Below are 21,719 nucleotides of genomic sequence, written 5' to 3'. Positions count from 1 at the left end.
TCATGTGTGGACAGTGGTGCTGCCAGGGCTAGTGGCGGCTCCGCTGCGGTGGGCTGGACTCAGCCCTTGAGATCTGCTGCGATCTCGTCGGCGAGCTTGTCGGCGCCGACGCCGGTGAGGAATGCGACTCCGCGGTAGACCTTGATGCCCTCCGCGGGGGACTTGACGACGGTGGTCGAGACGATGGCGTCGGGCTTGAACGCTGCGGTCTGGGCCGGAACCTCCACCGCCTTGCACTCCTTCATCGTCGCGTTGATGCCGCGGTCCTTCAGCAGGCGCTGAAGCTTGTTGGCAACTTGCACTGATGTGGCGATACCGGTGCCACAGCAGACCAGAACCTTCTTGCTGACCATTCTGTCCGTCTCCTTTGATCGGTGAAGGCTGCTCCGGGTGGGGCATCCTCACGCATGCGGGATGCGTAGCACACCCCGACTCCGGCGGTGGCAATTCTCGGTGAGAGGATCGCCGCCTGTGAATATTTCCTGACCCAGTCTGCACTCATGTGCAGGCGGACCTGCGTCGCCCGATGGGGCCGAGGCGACCGTGAGTCGCGGTCACCTCGCAGACCCTATTGTGGACCGGACGATCTCACCAGAGACATGCCGCCCCTGGCGAGATCCGGCCGGTGGGTTGGAGGGTCAGCGCTCCCCGCCGAAGAAGGTGCTCCACGGCAGATCCAGCGGGGCGTCGTGGGCGACGATCCGGTAGAGGGCGCGGACCAGCGGGAAGTCGTCGGCGGAGATGACGCCGCGGTCGGTCAGCTTCTCGACGGCCTCGCCGACCACGCCGATGGCGGCGACACCCTCGAGGGTGACCCCCTTCATCTTGACGTTGCGGATCTCGGAGAAGGGCACGCCCTCGCCGACGTAGGTGCCGGCGCGCACATTGCGCCCGCCCATCGTGGTGACGAACATGTCGCCGACGCCGCCGAGGTTCTCGGTGACCAGCGGGTCCCCGCCCATCAGCACGACCATCTGCTTGAGCTCGCGGGCGCCCTCGCCGAACAGCGCGGCGGCGTAGTTGTACATGACGTACTTGTCGTTCTCCTTGCCCATCTTCTTGAGCATGCCGGGGGCGAATCCGCCGCCGAAGGCGAAGATGTTCTTCATGCAGGAGCCGACCTCGTTGCCGATGAAGTCGGTGGAGGTCCACACGTGGTAGTAGTCGGTGCGGTACAGCGCGGCCAGCTTCTCGGCGATCTCCTGCTTCTCGGCGCAGAAGGTGACGCAGGTGAGGTGGTGGACGGCGAGCTCGCCGGCGATGGACGGGCCGACGATGGCCGCCCAGTCGACCTGGTCGGCCAGCGGACCCATCTTGGCCTTGAGGACGTCGGGGAGGATGTGGAGGGTGCCGTCCTCGTCGGCGCGCATCCCCTTGGTGATCGACAGGATGATCTGGCCGGGACGGGCCAGCTTGGCCAGCTGCTCGCCGGCCCACTCGACGCCGAAGGAGTTGACCCCGCTCATGATGATGTCGGCGTCCTTGACGGCCTCGGCCGCCTCGGTGAAGTAGAAGGCCTTGACGGTCTCGGGGACCTTGAGGCCGAGCACCGGGTGGGTGCCGTCGGCCTTGATGGAGTCGATGATCTCGTCATCGAGGTGGGTGCCGATGAGGTTGATGACGTTGCCGTTGTCGGCGGCCGGGAAGGTGAGGGCCGTCGCCATGATCCCCGCGCCGAGTACTGCAATCTTCGCCATGATTCTCCTTCTCCTGAGGGCGCACACAGCTGGGGGACGGTCTGCCGTCCGGTGTGCGTCGCCGTGATGTGATCCGGGATGGTGGTGCCCGGTGCTGTTCGGCGCGGCCAGCGACGATGCTGAGGCGGACCGGGTCGAACCGATGGTTCGACGCTAATGCTGCGGCCTTCCCGCTGTCCCGCTGTGACAGCGTCCTGCACAGATGTGGGATCAAGAGGTCATTTGTTGGGTAATGCGGGGTCTGAGCAGCTTTTCCGGGGTGGCCGGGGAGAGCGGGGTCGCAGAGTCGCTCCCCGGGGGCGGGGAATCAGGCCCAGCCCGGTGGGCAGGCCGGAGTAGGTGGCGGTCGCTCCCCAGGGGGCGGGGGATCAGGACAGGATGGCCTCGGCGACCTCGGAGTCGGTGACCACCTCGGTGCACAGGCCCCCGGCCAGGGCGGCCCCGGTGGCCTCGGCCTTCTCCATCCCGGCGGCCACCGCGATCACCCGGGGGGCGCTGCGGACGGCGTCCAGATCCATCGAGAGGGTGCGGGCGTCCAGATCCGGGTCGACCGGGGCCCCCGTGGAGTCCACCACGTGGCTCATCACATCGGCCCGCCCGCCGGCAGCGCGCAGTCTGGTCATGTCGTCGGCGCTCAGGTGTCCCGACCCGACCAGCACTGAACCGGCGTCGGGCGGTCCGGGGGAGTAGATCAGCAGGTCCGCGTGGGAGGCCATCTGCAGGGTGCGCGCCACCGCGGCGTCGGCGCGCAGCATGGAGCACAGTTCGGCCGACCCCAGGATGGTGGGGGCCTGCAGGGTGATCGCCCGTCCCCGTCCCAGTTCGGCGATCCGCACCACCGACCGCCCGACCAGGTCGTTGCGGGTGATCGCCACCCCGCCATTGGTCTGCACGACGGTGATGTCGTGGGCCCATCCGGGGTGCAGGTGCCGGGCGACCTGGGCGAGGGTGCGGCCCCAGCTCACCCCGATCACGGAGGGGGCCGGACGCAGCATGGTGAGACGGTCGGCGGCGGCCGAGGCGATGACGTCCAGGGTGCTCTCGGGGCGCGCCTGGGTGGGGACGACGACCGCCTTGGCCAGCCCGAAGCGGCTGGCGAGCTCCACCTCCAGACGGTGGTGGCGGGCCAGCGGATGGTCGATGGTGATGTGCACCAGGCCCGACTCGCGGGCCGACTCCAACATCCGTCCCACCGTCCAGCGACTCAGCGACAGCCGGTCGGCGATCGCCGACTGGGTCATCTGCTCGAAGTAGTACATCTCGGCGACGTGCAGCACCTGGATGAGGTGCTCGTCCCTGCTTCTGCGCGCCATCGCATTCCTTCGCGGCCATCGGTCATGTGTCTGCGGGCTCTCACTGTATGAGCAGAGAGGTGCCGCGGTACCAGGGCTGCCGGGCGGAGATCCATCGGCCACGCCCTGGTCCGGAGCCGTTCTCGTTGCTGGTCATGACACTCAGTGTCTCCGACGTCCCTTGATGCCCGACGGGAGCGTCGCGCACATCGTGCCACTGTCGGAGGCCCCTTGTCGGAGGCCTCTTGTCCGAGGCCCCTTATCGGAGGTGCTGCAGGGGAGGCCCTGAGGGTGGCGCGGACTGGCTTCTGCGATCCTTCTCGGCTCGCAGCGGAATCAGCATCTCCGAGACGGTGCCGCTCCAGTCCGGGGCGCACACGATGCCGCTGGTGCCGCCCGAGGCGTCAGCTCCCAGCGCAAGCACCCTGGCCACGTCCTCGCCGGTGGACACGCCCGCTCCCTGGAGCACCATGATGGAGGGATCGACCTCCTTGACGGCGGTCGTGGAGTCCCGGATGTAGTCGTCAGTGGTGAGCGTGCCCTTGCCGATCTGCGAGGAGGGTTCGCAGATCATGACGTCGGGTCCCAGCCGTGCGATCATCTGGCACTGGGCGATGGAGTCGGCGCAGACAACGGTGCTGAGGCCGACCTCGCGGGCGCGCACCAGATCGGCGTCCAGATCGGCGACGGTGAGCGGGTGCTCGGCATGGTTGAGAATCACGGCGCGCGCCCCCGCCGCCGCGAGTGACTCGGGCAGGATGTGTCCCATCCCGCGTCCGGGTGCGATGGGGTCCATGTGCTGTGCGACGACGATGAGCCTGTCGGTGTGCTCGGCGATGAGCCGGATGTCGGCGTGCTGAACGGCGAACATGATGTCGACGTCGGCATCGCGGCTCAGGCCGTCGGCGATCCGAGCGAGCCTCAGGGCCTGATCGCCGTACAGGTAGGCCTTCACGTTGATGATGAGGAACGGAGCCGTGACGGCTGGTGACATCTGCGTCTCCCCCGGGTCGTCGATCACGCCGCCAGGCTAGCCGCCGCGACGATAGAGTCACGATCATGTCAGAACCCGTGGTCGCGCTCGTGATGGCCGCCGGCCTCGGCACCAGATTCGGCGGTCCGGTGCCCAAACAGGTCCAGGAGCTCACCGGCAAGGCCGTGGTGGCGGTCGCCGTGGAGTCGATGGCCGCCGGCGGGTGCACTGACGCGGTGGTGGTCGTCAAGGACGGCATGCACAACCACTTCCGGCTGGCCCTGGCGGCCTCGCCGATCCCGGTGCGGTTCGCGACCGGCGGGTCGAGTCGCCAGGAGTCGGTGCACAACGGCCTCCAGCTCATCGATGCCAGCACCCGGCTGTCGAAGGCCCGGAAGGTCCTCATCCATGACGCCGTGCGCCCCCTGGTGCCCGCCTATGTCGTCAAGCAGGTGCTCGCCGCACTGGAGGACGGGGCGGTCGCGGTGACGCCGGCGGTCCCGGTGGTCGACACCATCCGCCAGATCGACGGCGACGTCTCGGAGGTGATCGACCGGTCCACCCTGCGTGCGGTGCAGACCCCGCAGGGATTCGACCGCGAGGTGATCACCGAGTGCCACCGCAGGCTGCACGCCGAGGGCGGCGAGGTCACCGACGATGTGAGCTGCTGCGAACGGTACGGGTACCGGGTGAGTCTCATCGAGGGGTCCCGGATGGCGCTCAAGATCACCGAACCGCTGGACCTGGACATCGCCGAGACGCTGCTCAAGGCCACCGCGGGAGCGGGCCACCACTCCGGACGTCGGGTCCGGCGGGTGCTGAGCCGGATGGACCCGCGGCCCTCCCACCGGCGTCGCGGATGATCCCGCAGATCCGTACCGGCATCGGCACCGACGTCCACCAGCTGGTGGATGGCGTGGGGATGCACCTGGCCGGGTTGTCCTTCCCCGATGAACCGGCCGGGCTGGCTGGGCACTCGGACGGTGATGTCGCCGCCCACGCGATCTGTGATGCCCTGCTCTCGGCTGCCGGGCTGGGGGATCTCGGTGCCAACTTCGGCACCGATCGTCCCGAATGGGCCGGGGCTGCCGGGGCGGCATTCCTGACCGAGACGGTGAGGATGCTGGCCCGGGCCGGCTGGCAGGTGGGCAATGTCGCCGTTCAGGTGATCGGGAACCGCCCGAGGATGGCGGCACGGCGCCACGAGGCCGAGGCACTGCTCACCGATGTGGTCGGTGCGCCGGTCTCGGTCTCAGCGACCACCACAGATCACCTCGGACTGACAGGGCGCGGCGAGGGGGTCGCGGCGATCGCCACCGCTCTCATCGGCCGGCAGAGCTGAAGCCGGCGCGACCGGCACCAGGGGCTCCACCACCGAGGTGGGCGAGGCCGCCGGCACCGCGGTCGGGAGGACCGGCGGCGCACTGCCGGCCAGCTCATCGGCGACCAGTCGGCGTCGCAGCACGAGCCAGGCGATCGTCACCGGCACCAGGGCGAGGAACCAGGCCAGCGGCGCCGCGATGCACACCCCCAGGAATCCGATGTGACCGACGAGCACCAGACCGGCGATGCTCCGCACCACCAACTCCATCACCCCGGCCATCGTCGGCACCGAGGTCGACCCCAGGCCCTGGACCGTGTTGCGCAGCAGGAACAACAGTGCCAGCACCCAGTACAGCGCAGAGTTGATGACCAGGTAGCGGTGCGCCAGGGCCACCACGGTCTCCGCCCCGGAGCCCACGAACACTCTCACGACGGACTGTCCCCACAGGTAGATCATCGCGCCGAGCAGGACGCCGAAGCAGCTGGCGATGATCCCTGTCCGGAAGACGCCCACGCGGATCCGGCGGGGTTGAGCGGCTCCCCGGTTCTGCGCCACATAGGTGGTCATCGCTACTCCGACCGAGGCCAGCGGGGCGACCGCCATCTGGTCGACGCGCATCGCCGCGGTGAAGGCGGCAACCGTCTCGGATCCCAGGTTGTTGACGCCGTACTGCAGGATGGCCGCCCCGGTGGCGATCACCGACATCTGGAATCCCAGGGTCAGACCCAGCCGAAGCGACTCGCGCAGCTCGTCGTGGGTGACCGCCAGATCGGCTCTACTGAGCCTCAGAATCGGCATCCGGCGTCTGATCAGTACCAGGCACAGCACCACCGACAGGCCCTGGGCGACGACTGTGGCGGCCGCAGCGCCGCCCACTCCCATGCCCAGACCACCGACGAACAGGACCACCAGCCCGGCATTGATCAGGCACGAGATCACCAGGAAGATCAACGGCGTCCGCGAGTCGCCCAGGGCCTGGATCATCGCGGACAGGAAGTTGAAGGCCACCATCGCCGAGGAGCCGGCGCTGAGCACCATCAGGAACACCGTGGAGTCGTGGACCAGTTCGGGGGGAGTGTCCATCCAGCCCAGCACGGTGCGGGCCCCCAGCGTTCCGGCCAGGGTGGTCCCCACCGCGATCCCCGTGATGATGACCAGCCCGGCGGCCACCCGTCGGCGCACCGCCGGCAGGTCGCCGGCTCCGAACGCCCGGGCCACCGGGATCGCCAACCCGGTGGAGGACCCGATGGAGAAGCCGATCAGGAAGAACTGGATGCTTCCAGATGCCCCGACCGCGGCCAGCGCATTGACTCCGAGCAGGCGGCCCACCACGGCTGCATCGGTGAAGGAATATGCCTGCTGGAACAGGTTGCCGATCAGCAGCGGGAGGGTGAACAGCAGGATCAGCCGCACCGGAGGTCCGGCGGTGAGGTTCTTCGTCATGATGTGCCCGCCAAGCTATCACAGTATGGAGCTGACATGGGGATCGGCGTCCAGCAGGCCGGTGAGTCGGGAGCTTCCCCAGACGCCGACCACCTCCGCCGCTGCGAGGTCACCGGGATCGGTTGCCACAAGCCACGAGTGGTCGTCGGGCCAGATCAGGTCGGGACTGTGTCGGAAAGCCAGTCGGCCCATCGTGCTCTCCCACCTCGTGACGGCCTCCAGCCTTCCCCGGAACAAGGCGAAGTCATGGCCCTGGAAAGTGAGCGGGTTGTGCAGCATGTCGTCCCACCACTGCCTCAGCAGGGCCCTCTGACGGGCACCGAAGGCCGCCATCCGGACCCCCTTGTCGGCCGCCCAGATGGAGGCTTTGGCCAATCTGCCTGGCGCATCGGGGATCAGGACGGGAGTACCGAACTCGCCTCCCCAGAAGCCTGCTCGGCCGGTCCACTGGCCGTAGGTGACCTCGATGCACAGGTGAGCCGGTGTGGCCTGCCGCAGGCATCCGACCAGACCTTCCAGGGCATCGTCCGGCAGGCCTTCCGGGCCGCAGGCGAGCCTGCGATGCTCCTCGAACCGGTCGTCCAGTGCGCCGGGCTCCTCGAGATCGGCCAGCCAGGACGCGAAGTGCAGGTCGTCGGTGCGGCTGATGGGCATGACGACATCCTGACATGGCTACTGCGTGACCCCGTCACCGGCCCGGTGCCGGGGCCGCCCAGGGGTGTTCGGATCAGCTGGTCTGGGCGCTGTCGTAGCGGCGCAAGGTGTTGGCGGTGATCTGTTCCAGATCGATCTCGTGGCCCAGCCCGGGGGAGGTCGGCACCTGGACCCAGCCGTCGGTGGCGATCACCGGCGGGATGATGACGTCGCGGGCGTAGTACTTGTCCGACCCGGAGACGTCGGAGGGCAGGGTGAATCCCGGCAGCGAGGAGATCGCGACATTGGCCGCGCGCCCGATCCCGAACTCGTGCATCCCACCGCACCACACCGGGATCCCGGCGTTGCGGGCCATCTCGTGGGCGGCCCGGGCGACGGTGAGCCCGCCCATCCGGGAGACCTTGATGTTGAGCACCCGGCCGGCCTTCAGGGAGATCATCAGTTCCAGGTCGAAGAGGTCCTCGACCGACTCGTCGAGGCACACGTCGGTGGCGATCCGCTGCTGGAGGCGGGCATGACCCAGCAGGTCGCGCGGTGCGAAGGGCTGCTCGATCATGGTCAGGCCGAAGGCGTCCAGCTCGGCCAGGTGGGCCATCGTCTCGTCGTCGTCGGTGTAGACCCCGTTGGCGTCGACGTGGAGATCCAGGTCGGGGTAGGCCGAACGCACCGCCCGCACGGGTTCCAGGTCCCAGCCGTGGGAGATCTTGAGCTTGACCCGGTGGTAGCCGGCCGCCACCTGGTGCTCGACCTGCTCGAGCAGGTCGTCGATGGTGGCCTCGATGCCCAGTGAGACGCCGGCGCGCACCTTGGTGCGGGTGCCGCCCAGACTGGCGGCCAGCGAGACCTCATGGGTCCGGCACCACAGGTCCCAGGCCGCCCCGACCAGCCCGGCCTTGGCGAACCGGTGGCCGCGGACCCGCTGCCACAGGTCGTCGACCTGCTCGGGGTGGTCCCAGTCGGCGTCCAGCACGGTCGGCAGCAGGAACGCGATGGTGGTGTCCCAGGCCGTCGTGGTGGTCTCGGGGCAGTAGAAGGGGCCGGCCGGGGAGGCGATCTCCCCCCAGCCGACCTGGCCGTCGGCGCCGGTGAACTCCACGAGGATGTGGTCGAGGGTGGACTTGGCGTGGGAGCTGGTCCGGAACCGGTGGACCAGCGGCAGCCGGACCTCGAAGAGTCGTGCTCGGGTGATTCTCATGAGATGCTCTCGCTCTCCTCGGTGGGGGAATGGATGATCGGAGGCGTGCCGTCGGCGTCGGGTTCGAGGCTGTCGGAGCTCTCGTCCCAGTAGAGGCCCAGCTCGGCGGTGACGACGTCGCGATTGGCCAGACGGCGTCTGGCCCCCTTCGCGGAGGCGCTGGCCAGGGAACTCAGCAGATGGCAGACGGCGGCCATCGCGGTGGGGGAGTCGGCGTAGGAGGCCGATCCGGTGTCGACCAGGATGAGGGCACTGGCGCTGCTAGCCAGAGGTGCCCGGGGATCGTCGGTGACGACCACCAGATGGCCTCCGGAGCTCGCGAAGAGACGACCCAGGCGGACCGTCTCGGCGCGGTAGCGGCGCACGCTGAAGACCACGCAGACGTCGGAGGAGCGGACGTCGCTCAGTACATCGGTGGCGCTCAGCCCGGCGCCGATGAGCATCACATTGGGCAGGGTGGCGGCCAGATCGGCGTTGAGCAGGGCCGCGTAGGCCGCCGACTTCCCGGCCCCGGCGATGTACTTGCGTCGCGAGGCCAGGATGAGCGCGGCGGCCCGCGACAGGCTGGAGTCGGCGGCCAGGGTGGCGAAGGTGCTCTCCAGAGAGGCCCGCTCGGCGTCGACCAGATGGGCCTGGAGGGCCTCGGCGCTGACATTGGGGCGCAGCCTCAGCATCCGGTCTCGGGGGCTGGAGGGTCCCCGGCCGGAATCGGTACTGAGACCCCCCTCGTCGGAATCGGCTCCGACACCCCCTTCGCCGGACTGACTCACAGCGCGCCCCCGCGGCTCTCGACGGCCCGGTAGACCGACAGGGAGTCCCCGAGCCGGCGGCAGGAGACCAGGACCATCCCCGATCCCATCACCTCCGAGAGGGTCTGACGGAGCCTGTCGCGCACCGGTTCGGTGCCCTCCTCCGAGTCGTCCCCGGCGACCACCCCGGAGGGGATCGGGATCCAGATGCCGTCCTGGTCGGGGACCGCGACGGCCGGCTCGGCCTCGGCCAGCTCCGGGGGGACGGCCAGGGCGTGCTCGTCGGCGTAGCGGTCGACGTCCTCGGACAGGTTCCACTCGACGATCATCCGGTCGCTGTGCGGGCGGCCGTAGTAGTCGACGACGAACTCGCGGCCCACCCCGCGCAGCGAGTCGAGGTTGAAGTGGGCGTTGCGGGCGAACAGCGGGTTGTACCCCCAGCGCATGTGCGTGGCTCCCCAGTCCCTCGCCACCTCGGCCTGGCGGAGCTTGAGGATCCGGCCGATCCCCTCGCCCTGCATGCTCGGGTCGACGACGGCGGCCTGGGAGTAGTGGAACAGCTTGTGGGTCTCCGGGTCCAGGGCCGCGAAGCCGTAGGCGAAGCCGACCAGCGGTCCGTCCGGTGTGTCGCGGCGTACCCCGACCGAGGAGCCGCCGTGGCGTCCGAGCGCGCTCAGCAGGTTCGCGTTGAGGGAGAGTTGGGGAAGGTCGTAGTTGAAGGTTCGCCGGTAGAGGCGTGTCGCCTCCCCGAACTCGGCCGCCTCGGTGAGCGTGCCGATGTACAGCCTCACCGGGTGGGTGCGGTCCTGGTGTGCGGGTGAGACTTCTGTCAGGTCCTCCATACCGAGAAAGATACGATTCGTATGTTGCATCGGTGTTACCGACATCACACCGTCACATGGCCTCTCTATGCTCTGTATCACCAAGACATCCAGGGGTGTCGATGAGATGTCCGGCATCTCGAGGGTGCCGGGAGCGGTCAACTTATGATCTGTATGAGAAGAGAGGTTCTCAGATGACAGACGGTGGTTCTGAGAGGGCCCGACGCGGTTTTGAGACGTCCCGGAGTGGTTCTGAGAAGTCCCGCGCTGGCTTGGAGGCGTCCCTGGGTGGTGTTGATCCGGCCCGAACTGGTTCGCGGGCGGCCCGGGGTGGTGCCGGGACGACCCACCCTGGCTCGGAGGAGTCCCGCGGTGGTGCCGAGACGACCGCGAGGGCCCCTTGGCAGACCCGACCGGACTCCCGTCAGGTGCTGGAGCGGCTCGAGGAACTGGTGAGGGTCGAGAGCCCCTCCCGCGATCTCGACGCGAACCGGAAGGTCACCGATCTGCTGGTCTCCTGGTTCCAGAGGATCGGGCTGGAACCGCAGCGCATCGACAGCTCCTCGGGAATCCACCTCATCGTCGACGATCCCGGCGACGGGGTGGGCGACCCGGTCCTGCTGGTCGGACACTCCGACACCGTCTGGCCGATCGGCGCCCTGACCGACCAGGTGCCGTGGGTGCACGACGGCGATGTGCTGCGCGGACCCGGTGCCCTCGACATGAAGTCGGGTCTGGTGATCATCCTCACCGCCCTGGAGAAGCTGCGGTCCCGGCCCCACCGTCCGGTGCGCGTGGTGATCACCTGCGATGAGGAGATCGGGTCGCCGACCGGCACGGCCATCTGCCGACAGGCCGCCGAGGGGGTCGTCGGCGCCATCGGCTTCGAGTGTCCCCACCCCGACGGCGCGCTCAAGGTGGGACGACGCGGGTCCACCCGGCTGCGGGTCTCGGTCACCGGACGGGCGGCCCACGCCGCCCTGGATCCCGAGTCCGGGATCTCGGCGATCGACGAGCTGGTCGACCAGCTCGTCGGGGTGCGCCCGGTGATTGCCGAGGCCAGCCGGATCAAGGAGGTGCTGTGCAATGTCGGGATCATCTCCGGTGGCGCCCGGGCCAATGTGATCCCCGGCCATGCCCAGGCCGAGATCGGGCTGAGGTTCCTGGAGTCGCAGAGCGAGAGCTACGTGCTGGACCGGTTGACCTCCCTGACGCCGGTCCGCGAGGGCGCCCGGATTGACAGCGAGATCCTCACTCATCGTCCGACCTGGGCCCCGAAAGCCTCCGATCAGGCCCTGCTGGCCGAGATCGCAGCTGCCGGGGCGGCTCTGGGGCAGACGATCGAGGGGCGTCCGGCCGCCGGCGCCGGGGACACGAACCTGGTCGGGGGACCGCTGGGCATCCCCGCGGTCGACGGGTTCGGGCCGATGGGCGGGGGAGCCCACGCGGTGAGCGAGCACATCCTGGTGCCGACCCTCTTCGACCGGCTGGATCTGTTGGTGAGATTCCTGGAGAGGTAGACCTGTCCGGGGTGCGTGGTCCGAGTGGGCTGTGTTGGCCGAGTGGGCCGTGTGGTCCGAGTGGGTTGCGTTGGCCGAGTGGGTCACGGTGGCGCTGATCGCGACGAGGCGCCTCTTCGTCCACCAAGCGCCTCATCTAGCTGGCGCCTGGTTGATGAAGGGGCGCCTCGTGCGAGGATCGGGCCGGACTGCGGGGAGGGGGAGGGGACGGAGGTCCAGCTCGGCTCAGCGCTTCACCTTGTCGCGCACCCATTCCCAGACCGGATTCGGCGGTGGTTTCGGGCCCTTCGGTGTGGCGCCGATCGCCCGGGAGAGGCGTCGGTTGTCGACCACACCCATCACCAGCAGCGCCGCTCCCGACACGACGCCGCAGACCAGCAGGGCGCCAGAGGGCGGAACCAGCAACGGCGTCAGACAGCCGGCCACCATCAGCAGCCAGCAGATCAGGTGCCAGGGGGTCAGGGCCGGCGAGCGCTCGGCCAGCCAGCGGGTCCCGAAGGCGACCACCGCCAGCACCACGGGGCTGATGAGGGGTGCAGTACCCACCGGTAGATCCATCGACAAGGTGGCCACCACCGCCACCACGCCGGCCAGCCCGGCTCCCAGCACCACGGCAGTCCTGGTTGCGGAGCGCGTCATCTCACGACGGGTCCGGTAGTTGTGACACATCCCGACGGTGGTGGCCAGCCCCAGGGCCACCACGATTGCAGCGGTGGGCGGGTTGGACGCCGTCAACGCTGTGAAGGCCAGGGTGAGTCCGATCCCGATCTCGCCAGCGCCGGTGACGGTGTCCGGAAGTATCGGGGCGGAGGAATCCGGCGTCAGTGCCTGCCGTGTACCCAGCGATCCCGGACGAGCTTCGGACGCGCTCTGGCGATCGCGCGGCCCATGGTCCTGAACGTGCGATCCGTGCGCCGGCGTCGTCGAGGCGGCGGTGGCTGGCGACACGGTGGGCCGGTCTCTCCGCCGCGACTGCGCGCGTCCCCTGCCCCTCTTCCTGCTGCGTGATCGGGAGGTGCTCACCTTGACGATGATACGGGTGGCCCGTGATCAGTCATCTGCCAGAGCGGAATCCCCGCTCTGGCAGATGACTGATCTCATGATGCGGTCGCTGGGCTCAGGAATACCGAGAAGTCTGAAGTTCTCGTGATCCAGGCGATTGAATCAAATATCCATCCCACCGCGACCGGATCGTCTGGGATGTCGACACAAATCTCGCTGTCCTGTGCGTGACAGGTGAAACCATCAGCGTCAACGAAGAACTCTGACAGGGACTTCATGAGGGCAGGTTGAAGTGAGTCGATGCACGCTGTGCATGTTGATTCTCCACCGGTCCATCCGAGCCATCGATCACGCTGCTCATAAAGACCCCAGTATGTGTCCCGGGAGTTGCCGGTCCATGCCTCGAGCAACTGGGAATCCCCGGTGATTCTCACACTTTGAGTATGTGAGATACCGAGCATCCTCAGTGTCTCGACGATGCACGACATGAACTGTCCGCCTGGTCCTGTGATGCATGTCGTGGGTGCAATATCGGCACGAAAAGACAGCGCGATCATGTCTGCGGACATGCTGGTTGCACTGGCTGCGGCATAGCTCCAGCGGGGTGGCCCCTCATTAATCGGCGAACGGAGGCCAAGACTGTCGATGACCGGATAGAACACTTGATCCAAGGCGAGGACGGGTCTCTTTGGCGAGAAAACTGTCAGGTGGGCCCTTATCGTGGCCGGACTTCCGAGGTTCATCACCACGGAGAGCACTCCAACGTGACGACATCGGGCTGCGCAACACCAGAATCTCGCGGTTCTATATTGGACGTCGAGGAGTCGGTCTGAGACGAGGTTTCTGGGGCAGCTTGCGCAGGAATTGCCACACCACAGAATAAGATCGCTGCCGCAACGGTGCGTCCTGCAAGCTTCTTGTAGTTCACAACCGTCCTTCTTTCGTCGGAAGTAGTACCATTCGTGCGGTATCTTCTTTTGAAGAGCTTATGGGTGGCAAGTGAGAAGCGCAATAGATCTGATGAAAATCTGACCGATCGGGCAATTGTTGACATTTACGATGACGTGAGTCTGGTGATTGAGGCCGTGTCTCAGGCAGGCGACATCAGGATCCTCAGGTGCGCGTTGAGCAACCCCGATCCAGGCAGGTCATTCCCAGGACTCGTCAGATGAAGATCGGTTGTGGCCCGCGATCACCAAGGATCGCCGAGCCACAACCGATGCGGCCGGACGAGACGGAGTGCTGGCCCGCGTCGGGGCCCGGACTCAGAGCTCCAGGCCGGGGTACAGCGGGAAGTTGCCCACCAGCTCATCGGCCTCGGCATGCACCCTGTCGGCCACGCCGTCGGCCATCACGTACTTGGCCTTGCCCGGCTTGCCGGAGGAGGCGGTCCTGGGGGTGGTGGCCTTGAGAGCCTCCACGATGAGGGCCGCGACCCGGTCGAACTCCTCGGCTCCGAAACCGCGTGAGGTCAGCGCCGGGGTGCCGATCCGGACGCCCGAGGTGTACCAGGCGCCATTGGGATCGGCGGGGATCGAGTTGCGGTTGGTGACGATGCCGGAGTCCAGCAGGGCCGACTCCGCCTGACGTCCGGTCAGCCCGAAGCTGGCGGTGACGTCGAGCAGGTTGATGTGGTTGTCGGTGCCATTGGTGACCAGCTTCACGCCACGGCTCATCAGCCCCTCGGCCAGCGCCTTGGCGTTGTCGGCGACCTTCTGGGCGTAGTCGCGGAAGGTCTGGGTGCGGGCCTCGGCCAGGGCCACCGCCTTGGCGGCCATCACATGGCCCAGCGGACCGCCGAGCACCATCGGGCAGCCGCGGTCGACGTCATCGGCGTACTCCTTGGTGACCAGCACCATGCCGCCGCGCGGCCCGCGCAGCGACTTGTGGGTGGTCGTGGTGACGACCTGGGCGTGGGGCACCGGATCCTCGTCGCCGGTGAACACCTTGCCGGCCACCAGCCCGGCGAAGTGGGCCATGTCGACCATCAGCACAGCGCCGATCTCGTCGGCGATCTCGCGCATCTTCGCGAAGTTCACCCGGCGCGGGTAGGCCGAGTAGCCGGCCACGATGATCAGCGGCTTGAACTCCAGGGCCAGCTCGCGGACCTTCGCGTAGTCGAGCAGTCCGGTGGTCGGATCGGTGCCGTAGGAGCGCTGGTTGAACATCTTGCCCGAGATGTTCGGACGGAATCCGTGGGTGAGGTGACCGCCGGCGTCCAGACTCATCCCGATCGCGCGCTGGTCGTTGAACCGGTGACGCAGGGTGTCCCAGTCCTCCTGGGACAGGTCGTTGACGGTCCTGGAACCGAACTCGGCCAGAGCCGGCATCTCCACATGGTGGGCCAGGATCGACCAGTAGGCGGTGAGGTTCGCGTCGATGCCCGAGTGCGGCTGGACATAGGCGTGGTCGGCACCGAACAGCTCGCAGGCGTGCTCGGCGGCGACCGCCTCGACGGTGTCGACGTTCTGGCAGCCGGCGTAGAAGCGGTGCCCGATGGTGCCCTCGGCGTACTTGTCGGAGAACCAGGTGCCCATGGTGGCCAGCACCGGCAACGAGGCGTAGTTCTCGGAGGCGATCAATTTGAGGGAGTGACGCTGATCGCGCAGCTCCGCGCGGGTGGCCTCGGCGATCCGGGGCTCGACGGAACTGATGATGTCCAGCAGCGTCCGGTATGCCGGAGCGGCCTTCTCATTGATGCTCACGGGCTCTGGGTAGGTCGAGTCGGGCACGGAAATCTCCTGTCGTGGGGCCGCAGCACAATCTAGTACGGGTCGTGCTGCGGGTGGTCGCGGTGAGATGGACGACGTCGATCCCTCGCCGTCTCGGCGACCAGGACCAGCCCGGCGGCCACCACGAAGCCGACCGCCGCCAGCACCACCCCGTGCCAGCCGAACCGCGGCCACAGGAACACCGCTACCGCCGAGCCCACCGATCCGCCGATGAAGTAGGTCGTCATGTACAGCGAGTTGAGACGCGAGCGCAGGGCCGGCTCCTGGGCGTAGACCACCGACAGATTGATGATGTGGGCGGCCTGGAGTCCGCAGTCGGTGAGGATGAAGCCGATGCCGAACATCAGCACCGAGGAGGACCCGAACCACAGGGTGCCCCAGCCGACCAGCAGCAGTCCCGTTCCCAGGGCGACCACCTGGGTGCCCAGGCCGCGGTCGGCAAGTCGTCCGATCGGGCCGGCGGCCAGGGCTCCGACCACCCCGAGCAGACCGACCAGGCCGATCATCGCCGGTCCCAGACGGTGGGGCGGGCCGGCCAGCAGGGGGGTCATCGTCGCGAAGCATGCGCTGACCGAGGCGAACAGCAGCCCCGACATCACCGACCGGGAGCGGACCTTCGGGAGCCTGCGCCAGGCATCGATCATGGACGCCGGCACCCGGGTCAGGCTGAAGCTCTCCGGGACCGCAACGGTCGGCAGACTGCGCCACAGCAGAGCGGCGATCACGATCAGCAGACCGCCGAGAATCCAGTAGGCGGTCTTCCAGCCGCCCACCAGACTCAACCCGCCAGAGACCGCCCGGGCCACCAGGATGCCGATCAGCAACCCGCTCATCATGGTGCCGACCGCCGCCCCCCGCCGGCCGGGGGAGGCCAGTTCGGAGGCGAAGGGCACCAGCACCTGGGCGGCGACTGAGAAGACGGAGGCGGCACCGGTCCCGATCAGCATGACGGGGAAGGTCGTCGAGGAGGCGGCCACCAGCTGTCCTGCTGCCGACAGCAGGATCAGGCCGGCCGCGAGTTTTCGGCGGTCGACCATGTCGCCCAGCGGCACGAAGAGCACCAGGCCGATCGCATAGCCGAACTGGGCGACGGTGACGCTGGACGCGGCGGTTGAGACGGTGACGCCGAAGTGGCGTGAGATCTCATCGATCAACGGCTGGTTGAGGTAGTTGCCTCCCACGCACAGGCCGGTGGCGGTGGCCATCAGCATCAGCAGTCCGCGACTCAGTTCGCGATGGCCTCCGGGTGAGGTGATGCTCATCCTCGTCCTCCTCCGCGGCCGGGGGGTCGCCGGTCGCCGGTCACACGTGTGATCCAGCGCTCGGTGGCCATCGGGATCTCCACGCTCTCGATATCGGCCACCTCGGGATCGGTGGCCAGTATCTCCCTCCGCCCCGGCATCCACCGGGTGCGCTGCTCCTCGGTGGTGGTGAGCCACTGGGAATAGGTCTGCCGCGGGGTCAGACCCGTGTGGGGATGGCTCGGGTACTGGTGAGTTCTGCCATCACGGGTTCGGCGACTGGATAGTGCAGCTGCTGGGCTCTGTGGTGGCAGATCTCGTGTGGTCCTGGATCGGTATGGGGTTGAGTTCTGCCCTGTGGGGCGCGGCGACTGGATAGTGCGGCTGCTGGGTCCTGTGGTGGCAGATCTCGTCGGAAACCGCGCCGCACGCACCGGAAACCGCGCCGCACGCACTGGAAACCGCGCCGCCGAAGGGCCCGGCACGGGCCGACCAACCGGGAGTCTCAGGCGCGGGCCCGAGCGACCTCGTAGAGCGCGATGGAGGCCGCCACCGAGGCGTTCAGGGACTCGATTCCGGTGATCGGGATGGATGCCACCTGGTCGCAGTGCTCGCGGGTGAGGCGGGACATTCCCTCCCCCTCCGAACCGATCACCAGGACCAGCGGGCCGTCCAGGCCGTGTGTGTCGGCGATGTCGGCATCGGCCTCACCGGCCAGTCCGACGATGGTGTAGCCGGTCTTGGCCAGCTTGGCGAGAGCCTGGTTGAGGTTGGAGGCCATCGCCACCGGCACCCGGGCGGCGGCCCCGGCCGAGGACTTCCAGGCGGCCGCGGTCATCGAGGCCGAGCGCCGGGACGGGATGAGCACCCCCTGGGCGCCGAAGGCGGCCGCCGAGCGGATCACGGCGCCGAGATTGCGGGGATCGGTGACCTTGTCCAGGGCCACGATGAGGCCGCCGTGGGAAGACTCGGCGCCAGCGGCGATGAGGTCGTCGACGGCGGCGTACTCGTACTCGGGCATCCTGATCGCCACGCCCTGGTGGACCGCCCCGCCGGTCATCCGGTCCAGCTCACCGCGGGTGGTCTGGAGCATCGGCATGTTGTGGTCGGCGGCGTAGGACAGGATCTCGCGCAGTCGGGAGTCGTGCTCGGCCCCCTCGGCGATGTAGGCGGTGCGCACCGGAAGTCCTGCGTGCAGCGCCTCCAGCACCGGGTTGCGGCCGATCACCCACTCCGGGCCGGCTCCCCGGGAACCCTGCCCCGATCCGGACCCCGGGCGGGACCCACCAGCGCCGGGACGGCCCTGCTGCTTGGTGGTCCGCTGCTGCTTGTCCTTGTAGGCCTTGTGGTAGGGCCGGTCCTCGGCCCGGGGGGTCGGGCCGCGGCCGCGCAGACCGCGCCTCACCCGGCCGCCCGATCCCGCCGCGCTGCCCTTGCCGGCGAACTTGCCGGCCTTGTTCCCGCCGGCGCCTCGCCGCTGTGAGTTTCCAGGCATGGTGCCTCCTGAGTTGTGGGTCCCGGAATGCGGGTGACGCGATGTCGGTGCCGGTCCGGGATGGTGCGAAATGGTTCGAGAGAGATGGACTGCGGTGCGGGCCCCACCCGTCGGGGGTGCCCCGGGTCGAGTGCGCTCAGAGGGACCAGCGGGCGCCGACCTGGGTGTCCTCGACGGTCAGCCCGAGATCGGACAGGGTGTCGCGGATGGCGTCGGCGGCCGCCCAGTCCTTGCGGGCGCGAGCCTCGGCCCGCTGTTTGAGCATCGCCTGGACCAGCCCGTCGACGACCGGTTCGAGCTTGTCGGGGGAGGCTCCGGGGCCGACTCCGGCCCACTCCGCGGAGTCCGGGTCCAGGCCGAGGACGTCGAGCATCCGCCGGACGCCGGCGGCGATCACGGCGGTCTGCTCGGCATCGCCGGCGCCGATCGCCCGGTTGCCGGCGCTGATCGCCTCGAAGAGGGCTGCGACCGCACCGGGGGTGCCGAGGTCGTCGTCCATCGCGGCGGCGAACCGCTGCTCCTGGGGGATCGGCGCCGAGGTGTCGGTGGCGCTGTCGGTCTGGGCGTCGGAGACCGCGGCCGGGAAGTCGGCCGCCAGCTCGTCGGCGCGGCGCAGGAATCCGTCGATCCGCTCGATGGCTTTGGTGGCCTCGTCCAGGGATCCCTGGGTCTGCTCGTCGGAGGGGGAGAACTCGATCGCCGACCGGTAGTGCGGGGCGAGCAGGAAGTACCGGACCGCGCGCGGGTCGTGGTTACGGGTGACCTCGGTGACCCGGGCGGTGTTGCCCAGGGACTTGCTCATCTTCTCCCCGGCCATCGTCACCCAGGCGTTGTGCATCCAGTAGCGGGCGAAGGGACGTCCGGCAGCGGCCGACTGGGCCAGCTCGTTCTCGTGATGGGGGAAGCGCAGGTCGATCCCGCCGCCGTGGATGTCGAAGGCGTCGCCCAGGTACTTGCCGGCCATCGCCGAGCACTCCAGGTGCCAGCCCGGTCGGCCCCGGCCCCACGGCGTCTGCCAGGAGGCGGTGAGGGGCTCGGAGTCCTTGTGGCCCTTCCACAGCGCGAAGTCCCGGGGATCGCGCTTGCCGCGCGGATCGGAGTCCTCGGCCGGGGCCATCTCGTCGACCTTGATCCCCGACAGCTCCCCGTAGCGCGGCCAGGAGCGCACATCGAAGTAGACGTCCCCCGAGCCGTCATCGGCGGGGTAGGCGTGCCCGGCGTCGATGAGGGTGCTGATGAGCTCGATCATCTCGGGGATGTGACCGGTGGCGCGCGGCTCGTAGGTCGGCGGGCGGCAGCCCAGGGCGTGGTAGGCCTCGTGCAGCTCGGTCTCGAAGTGGTAGGCCAGCGCCCACCACGGAACACCCTGCTGTGCCGACTTGGTGAGGATCTTGTCGTCGATGTCGGTGACATTGGCGACCACCGTGACCCGGTAGCCGGAGTGCTCCAGCCAGCGTCGCAGGACGTCGAAGACGACCTCCTTGCGGATGTGGCCCAGATGGGGGGAGCCCTGCACCGTCATCCCGCAGTGGTAGATCGACACCTCGCCGGGAACCAGCGGGACGAAGGTCTCGGTTCGGTGAGAAGCGGTGTTGTAGAGCTGAAAGGTCACGGGAACAGGGTACCGGCGCCGTCTCGTACCATGGTCGCATGGCCGAGATCCGCACCCACAAGTCCTCCTCGAACCCGATCGCCCAGGCTCTCGCGGCGGCGATGGGGGATCCGATCCGTCCCCTCACCCCGGGCGCCCGTCCGGTCGGCGCCGACGATGACGACAGGCCCGAGGCCGCCGGCCCGGCATCCCTGACGATGGCCGCCGGATGGCAGGGCTTCACCGTCGGCACCGTGTCCGCCGGGGAGCCCGCCGGCAAGGCCGGCTCTGCTGAGGGCGCTGAGGCCGCGGACGACGCCGCGGATGGCGAGGCGGACGAGCAGGACGCGTAGGGCGCGCAAGACGCGAAGTCCGGGGGAGCCCGGCCGATTCCGCGCACTGAACCTCGCGGGGAACGACCCCGGCGGGACTACCTCTTCGACTTCGACCTGGCGCGCAGCGCCGCCATGTCCAGAACCTCCGGGCCGGTGTCCTCGTTGGCCTCGGCGTCCTCCCAGGGATCGTAAGGGGGCTCCTCCTCCTCGTCCTCCACGTACCCCAGTGACGGGTCGTAGGGGTTGACCATCTTGTGCACCGCCTGGTCGGAGACGTTCTCCCCGGCCACCGGCACCACCGACTCGATGCTCATCGCCTCGTCCGGCAGTTTCGCCAGCACGTCGCGGACGTATCCCTTGGCGGCCTCGATATGGGAGACCTCGCGGTGCTCCCGCTGGGACTGGTACCAGCGGTAGTCGAGCACCTCGTGGAAGAACTGGGCGAGCTCGCGCTTGCGGTTGAGCTCGGGGGGAATCTCGGCGACCACCGGCTCGAAGCACTCGGTGAGCCACATGTGGGCGACCACCGCCTCGTCGACGTGCTGCAGCCCCTTGCGGGCGCGGAAGGTGTCCAGGTCGTTGAGCAGACGCCGCGCCTGGTTCTCCTCGACGTCCAGCCCGGTGAGGCGCATCAGGCGCCGCTGGTGGTGGCCGGCGTCGACCACCTTCGGCTGGATCCGCAGGGTCGAGCCGTCGGGGGAGGTCTCGATGTCCAGCTCGGCGACGTCGAATCCCAGGGCGTTGAGCCGGCGCACCCGCGACTCGACCTGGGAGATGTCGGAGCCGGCGTACTCCTCGGCGCCGGTGAGCTCGCTCCACAGCTGGCGGTAGCGGGTCTCGATGGTGGTGACGAGGTTGAGCGGGTCCAGCGAGGAGTCGAGCATGTCGCCCTCCTCCAGGTCGAGGAACTCGCCGAACATGTTGGTGCGCGCGATCTGCAGGTCGTGCTCGCGCTGGCCGTCGGTGAGTCGGTCGTGCAGCTCGCCGGTCTCCGCGTCGACCAGATAGGCGGCGAAGGCGTCGGCGTCGCGCAGGAAGAGCACATTCGACAGCGAGACGTCTCCCCACAGGAAGCCGACCAGGTGGAGTTGCACCAGCAGCACGACCAGGGCGTCGAGCAGCCTCATCACGGTGTCCTGGCGGACCCCGGTGTGGAACAGCGACCGGTAGGGCAGCGAGAACTGGAGGTGACGGGTGATGAGGATCGGGTCGAGGGCCTCGCCTGAGGAGTCCACCCGGCCGGTCACCACGCCGATCGGTTCGACCGAGGGGGTGCCCAGCCGCTTGAGATCGGTGAGCAACCGGTACTCGTGGATCGCCAGGTGCTCGATGACCTCCTTGGCGGCGTAGACGTCGCTGCCCACCTTGATGAATCGCACCACGTGCCGCGAGATACCTCGCGGCAGGGCGACCAGGCGGTCCGTCGGCCAGTTCGCCAGGGGTGTGCTCCAGGGCAGCGGGAGCAACCGGGCATCAGGTTTTGCCGACAGGAATCGCGTCACGGCTCAAGTCTGCCATCCGGTTGCGCGGCCGGGCACCTTCTGCTCAGTCGGTTCGGTCCGACACGCCCGGGCCGGGAGGGACCAGGTGCGGGCCGCATGACGTCGGGGAGGGACCGGTCACGGCCCGACAGGCCCGGTCCGGCAGGGGTCAGG

General features: G+C 68.5%; 21 protein-coding genes. 5 read left to right on the top strand and 16 right to left on the bottom strand.

Annotated elements, in window-relative coordinates; all coding sequences use genetic code 11:
- Window positions 1-59: 59 nt before the first annotated feature.
- From FEZ32_RS02005 to FEZ32_RS01990, 4 genes are all read right to left on the bottom strand, one after another.
- Complete coding sequence (locus FEZ32_RS02005) at window positions 60-353, bottom strand: PTS sugar transporter subunit IIB (RefSeq protein ID WP_028703163.1); 294 nt, start codon at window positions 351-353, stop codon at window positions 60-62.
- Between the two features lie 285 nt (window positions 354-638).
- A complete protein-coding gene (locus tag FEZ32_RS02000) occupies window positions 639-1,697 on the bottom strand; it encodes an NAD(P)H-dependent glycerol-3-phosphate dehydrogenase (RefSeq protein WP_028703162.1) in 1,059 nt (352 codons plus the stop codon).
- Between the two features lie 368 nt (window positions 1,698-2,065).
- Window positions 2,066-3,010, bottom strand: coding sequence for a sugar-binding transcriptional regulator (locus FEZ32_RS01995; RefSeq protein ID WP_028703161.1), 945 nt, complete (start codon window positions 3,008-3,010; stop codon window positions 2,066-2,068).
- 238 nt (window positions 3,011-3,248) lie between these two features.
- On the bottom strand, window positions 3,249-4,010 hold the full coding sequence (locus tag FEZ32_RS01990) for a triose-phosphate isomerase (protein ID WP_232020939.1): 762 nt from the start codon (window positions 4,008-4,010) through the stop codon (window positions 3,249-3,251).
- A gap of 38 nt (window positions 4,011-4,048) precedes the next feature.
- Here FEZ32_RS01990 and ispD point away from each other — a divergent pair, with 38 nt between their 5' ends.
- Both ispD and ispF read left to right on the top strand, forming a co-directional pair.
- Window positions 4,049-4,825: a 2-C-methyl-D-erythritol 4-phosphate cytidylyltransferase gene (ispD, locus tag FEZ32_RS01985; protein ID WP_138679778.1), complete on the top strand. Its 777-nt coding sequence runs from the start codon at window positions 4,049-4,051 to the stop codon at window positions 4,823-4,825.
- Entirely contained in the window at window positions 4,822-5,304 is a 483-nt protein-coding gene (gene ispF, locus FEZ32_RS01980) for a 2-C-methyl-D-erythritol 2,4-cyclodiphosphate synthase (protein ID WP_138679777.1), read from the top strand. The genes ispD and ispF overlap by 4 nt, the downstream gene beginning before the upstream one ends.
- Here ispF and FEZ32_RS01975 read toward each other — a convergent pair.
- From FEZ32_RS01975 to FEZ32_RS01955, 5 genes are all read right to left on the bottom strand, one after another.
- Window positions 5,215-6,729 (bottom strand): MATE family efflux transporter, encoded by a 1,515-nt coding sequence (locus FEZ32_RS01975; protein ID WP_138679776.1) that lies wholly within the window; start codon window positions 6,727-6,729, stop codon window positions 5,215-5,217. The two genes, ispF and FEZ32_RS01975, sit on opposite strands and share 90 nt — an antisense overlap.
- Before the next feature lie 18 nt (window positions 6,730-6,747).
- On the bottom strand, window positions 6,748-7,383 hold the full coding sequence (locus FEZ32_RS01970; protein WP_138679775.1) for a hypothetical protein: 636 nt from the start codon (window positions 7,381-7,383) through the stop codon (window positions 6,748-6,750).
- 73 nt (window positions 7,384-7,456) lie between these two features.
- The gene (gene menC, locus FEZ32_RS01965) at window positions 7,457-8,578 is read right to left on the bottom strand and encodes an o-succinylbenzoate synthase (protein WP_138679774.1); all 1,122 of its coding nucleotides are present in this window, start codon (window positions 8,576-8,578) and stop codon (window positions 7,457-7,459) included.
- Window positions 8,575-9,252 (bottom strand): MurR/RpiR family transcriptional regulator, encoded by a 678-nt coding sequence (locus FEZ32_RS01960; RefSeq protein ID WP_071161723.1) that lies wholly within the window; start codon window positions 9,250-9,252, stop codon window positions 8,575-8,577. The genes menC and FEZ32_RS01960 overlap by 4 nt, the downstream gene beginning before the upstream one ends.
- A 92-nt stretch (window positions 9,253-9,344) precedes the next feature.
- Window positions 9,345-10,169 (bottom strand): hypothetical protein, encoded by an 825-nt coding sequence (locus FEZ32_RS01955; protein ID WP_097799317.1) that lies wholly within the window; start codon window positions 10,167-10,169, stop codon window positions 9,345-9,347.
- 431 nt (window positions 10,170-10,600) lie between these two features.
- On the opposite strand from FEZ32_RS01955, the gene FEZ32_RS01950 reads away from it, so the two are divergent.
- Window positions 10,601-11,668 (top strand): M20/M25/M40 family metallo-hydrolase, encoded by a 1,068-nt coding sequence (locus FEZ32_RS01950; protein ID WP_236082145.1) that lies wholly within the window; start codon window positions 10,601-10,603, stop codon window positions 11,666-11,668.
- 225 nt (window positions 11,669-11,893) lie between these two features.
- On the opposite strand, the gene FEZ32_RS01945 is transcribed toward FEZ32_RS01950, so the two are convergent.
- The 4 genes from FEZ32_RS01945 to FEZ32_RS01930 all read right to left on the bottom strand — a co-directional run bounded on the left by FEZ32_RS01945 (window position 11,894) and on the right by FEZ32_RS01930 (window position 16,664).
- Window positions 11,894-12,403, bottom strand: coding sequence for a hypothetical protein (locus FEZ32_RS01945; RefSeq protein ID WP_127843536.1), 510 nt, complete (start codon window positions 12,401-12,403; stop codon window positions 11,894-11,896).
- Between the two features lie 362 nt (window positions 12,404-12,765).
- On the bottom strand, window positions 12,766-13,419 hold the full coding sequence (locus FEZ32_RS01940) for a hypothetical protein (RefSeq protein WP_127822691.1): 654 nt from the start codon (window positions 13,417-13,419) through the stop codon (window positions 12,766-12,768).
- Between the two features lie 516 nt (window positions 13,420-13,935).
- A complete protein-coding gene (locus tag FEZ32_RS01935) occupies window positions 13,936-15,402 on the bottom strand; it encodes a glycine hydroxymethyltransferase (protein ID WP_138679772.1) in 1,467 nt (488 codons plus the stop codon).
- A gap of 32 nt (window positions 15,403-15,434) precedes the next feature.
- Entirely contained in the window at window positions 15,435-16,664 is a 1,230-nt protein-coding gene (locus tag FEZ32_RS01930; RefSeq protein WP_138679771.1) for an MFS transporter, read from the bottom strand.
- A gap of 48 nt (window positions 16,665-16,712) precedes the next feature.
- On the opposite strand from FEZ32_RS01930, the gene FEZ32_RS13435 reads away from it, so the two are divergent.
- Window positions 16,713-16,850, top strand: a complete 138-nt coding sequence (locus FEZ32_RS13435; RefSeq protein WP_175415692.1) for a hypothetical protein — start codon at window positions 16,713-16,715, stop codon at window positions 16,848-16,850.
- Between the two features lie 298 nt (window positions 16,851-17,148).
- Here the strand turns inward: FEZ32_RS13435 and rlmB are convergent, their stop codons facing one another.
- Both rlmB and cysS read right to left on the bottom strand, forming a co-directional pair.
- The gene (gene rlmB, locus FEZ32_RS01925; RefSeq protein WP_028703153.1) at window positions 17,149-18,138 is read right to left on the bottom strand and encodes a 23S rRNA (guanosine(2251)-2'-O)-methyltransferase RlmB; all 990 of its coding nucleotides are present in this window, start codon (window positions 18,136-18,138) and stop codon (window positions 17,149-17,151) included.
- A 136-nt stretch (window positions 18,139-18,274) separates the two neighbouring features.
- On the bottom strand, window positions 18,275-19,750 hold the full coding sequence (gene cysS, locus FEZ32_RS01920) for a cysteine--tRNA ligase (protein ID WP_138679770.1): 1,476 nt from the start codon (window positions 19,748-19,750) through the stop codon (window positions 18,275-18,277).
- A 38-nt stretch (window positions 19,751-19,788) separates the two neighbouring features.
- On the opposite strand from cysS, the gene FEZ32_RS01915 reads away from it, so the two are divergent.
- A complete protein-coding gene (locus tag FEZ32_RS01915; RefSeq protein ID WP_138679769.1) occupies window positions 19,789-20,082 on the top strand; it encodes a hypothetical protein in 294 nt (97 codons plus the stop codon).
- A 77-nt stretch (window positions 20,083-20,159) separates the two neighbouring features.
- Here FEZ32_RS01915 and FEZ32_RS01910 read toward each other — a convergent pair whose 3' ends face one another.
- Complete coding sequence (locus FEZ32_RS01910; RefSeq protein WP_175415691.1) at window positions 20,160-21,566, bottom strand: DUF4032 domain-containing protein; 1,407 nt, start codon at window positions 21,564-21,566, stop codon at window positions 20,160-20,162.
- Window positions 21,567-21,719: the final 153 nt, after the last annotated feature.

This window comes from Acidipropionibacterium jensenii (assembly GCF_005890135.1).
Classification (GTDB): Bacteria; Actinomycetota; Actinomycetes; order Propionibacteriales; family Propionibacteriaceae; genus Acidipropionibacterium; species Acidipropionibacterium jensenii.
The sequence above is the reverse complement of the archived record's forward strand: the minus strand, read 5'-3'. Positions and strand labels throughout refer to the sequence as shown.

Coding starts and splice junctions, on each gene's coding strand:
- FEZ32_RS02005 (WP_028703163.1), bottom strand. CDS start 353: ATGGTCAGCAAGAAGGTTCTGGTCTGCTGTGGCACCGGTATCGCCACA.
- FEZ32_RS02000 (WP_028703162.1), bottom strand. CDS start 1,697: ATGGCGAAGATTGCAGTACTCGGCGCGGGGATCATGGCGACGGCCCTC.
- FEZ32_RS01995 (WP_028703161.1), bottom strand. CDS start 3,010: ATGGCGCGCAGAAGCAGGGACGAGCACCTCATCCAGGTGCTGCACGTC.
- ispD (WP_138679778.1), top strand. CDS start 4,049: ATGTCAGAACCCGTGGTCGCGCTCGTGATGGCCGCCGGCCTCGGCACC.
- ispF (WP_138679777.1), top strand. CDS start 4,822: ATGATCCCGCAGATCCGTACCGGCATCGGCACCGACGTCCACCAGCTG.
- FEZ32_RS01975 (WP_138679776.1), bottom strand. CDS start 6,729: ATGACGAAGAACCTCACCGCCGGACCTCCGGTGCGGCTGATCCTGCTG.
- FEZ32_RS01970 (WP_138679775.1), bottom strand. CDS start 7,383: ATGCCCATCAGCCGCACCGACGACCTGCACTTCGCGTCCTGGCTGGCC.
- menC (WP_138679774.1), bottom strand. CDS start 8,578: ATGAGAATCACCCGAGCACGACTCTTCGAGGTCCGGCTGCCGCTGGTC.
- FEZ32_RS01960 (WP_071161723.1), bottom strand. CDS start 9,252: ATGCTGAGGCTGCGCCCCAATGTCAGCGCCGAGGCCCTCCAGGCCCAT.
- FEZ32_RS01955 (WP_097799317.1), bottom strand. CDS start 10,169: ATGGAGGACCTGACAGAAGTCTCACCCGCACACCAGGACCGCACCCAC.
- FEZ32_RS01930 (WP_138679771.1), bottom strand. CDS start 16,664: ATGAGCATCACCTCACCCGGAGGCCATCGCGAACTGAGTCGCGGACTG.
- rlmB (WP_028703153.1), bottom strand. CDS start 18,138: ATGCCTGGAAACTCACAGCGGCGAGGCGCCGGCGGGAACAAGGCCGGC.
- FEZ32_RS01915 (WP_138679769.1), top strand. CDS start 19,789: ATGGCCGAGATCCGCACCCACAAGTCCTCCTCGAACCCGATCGCCCAG.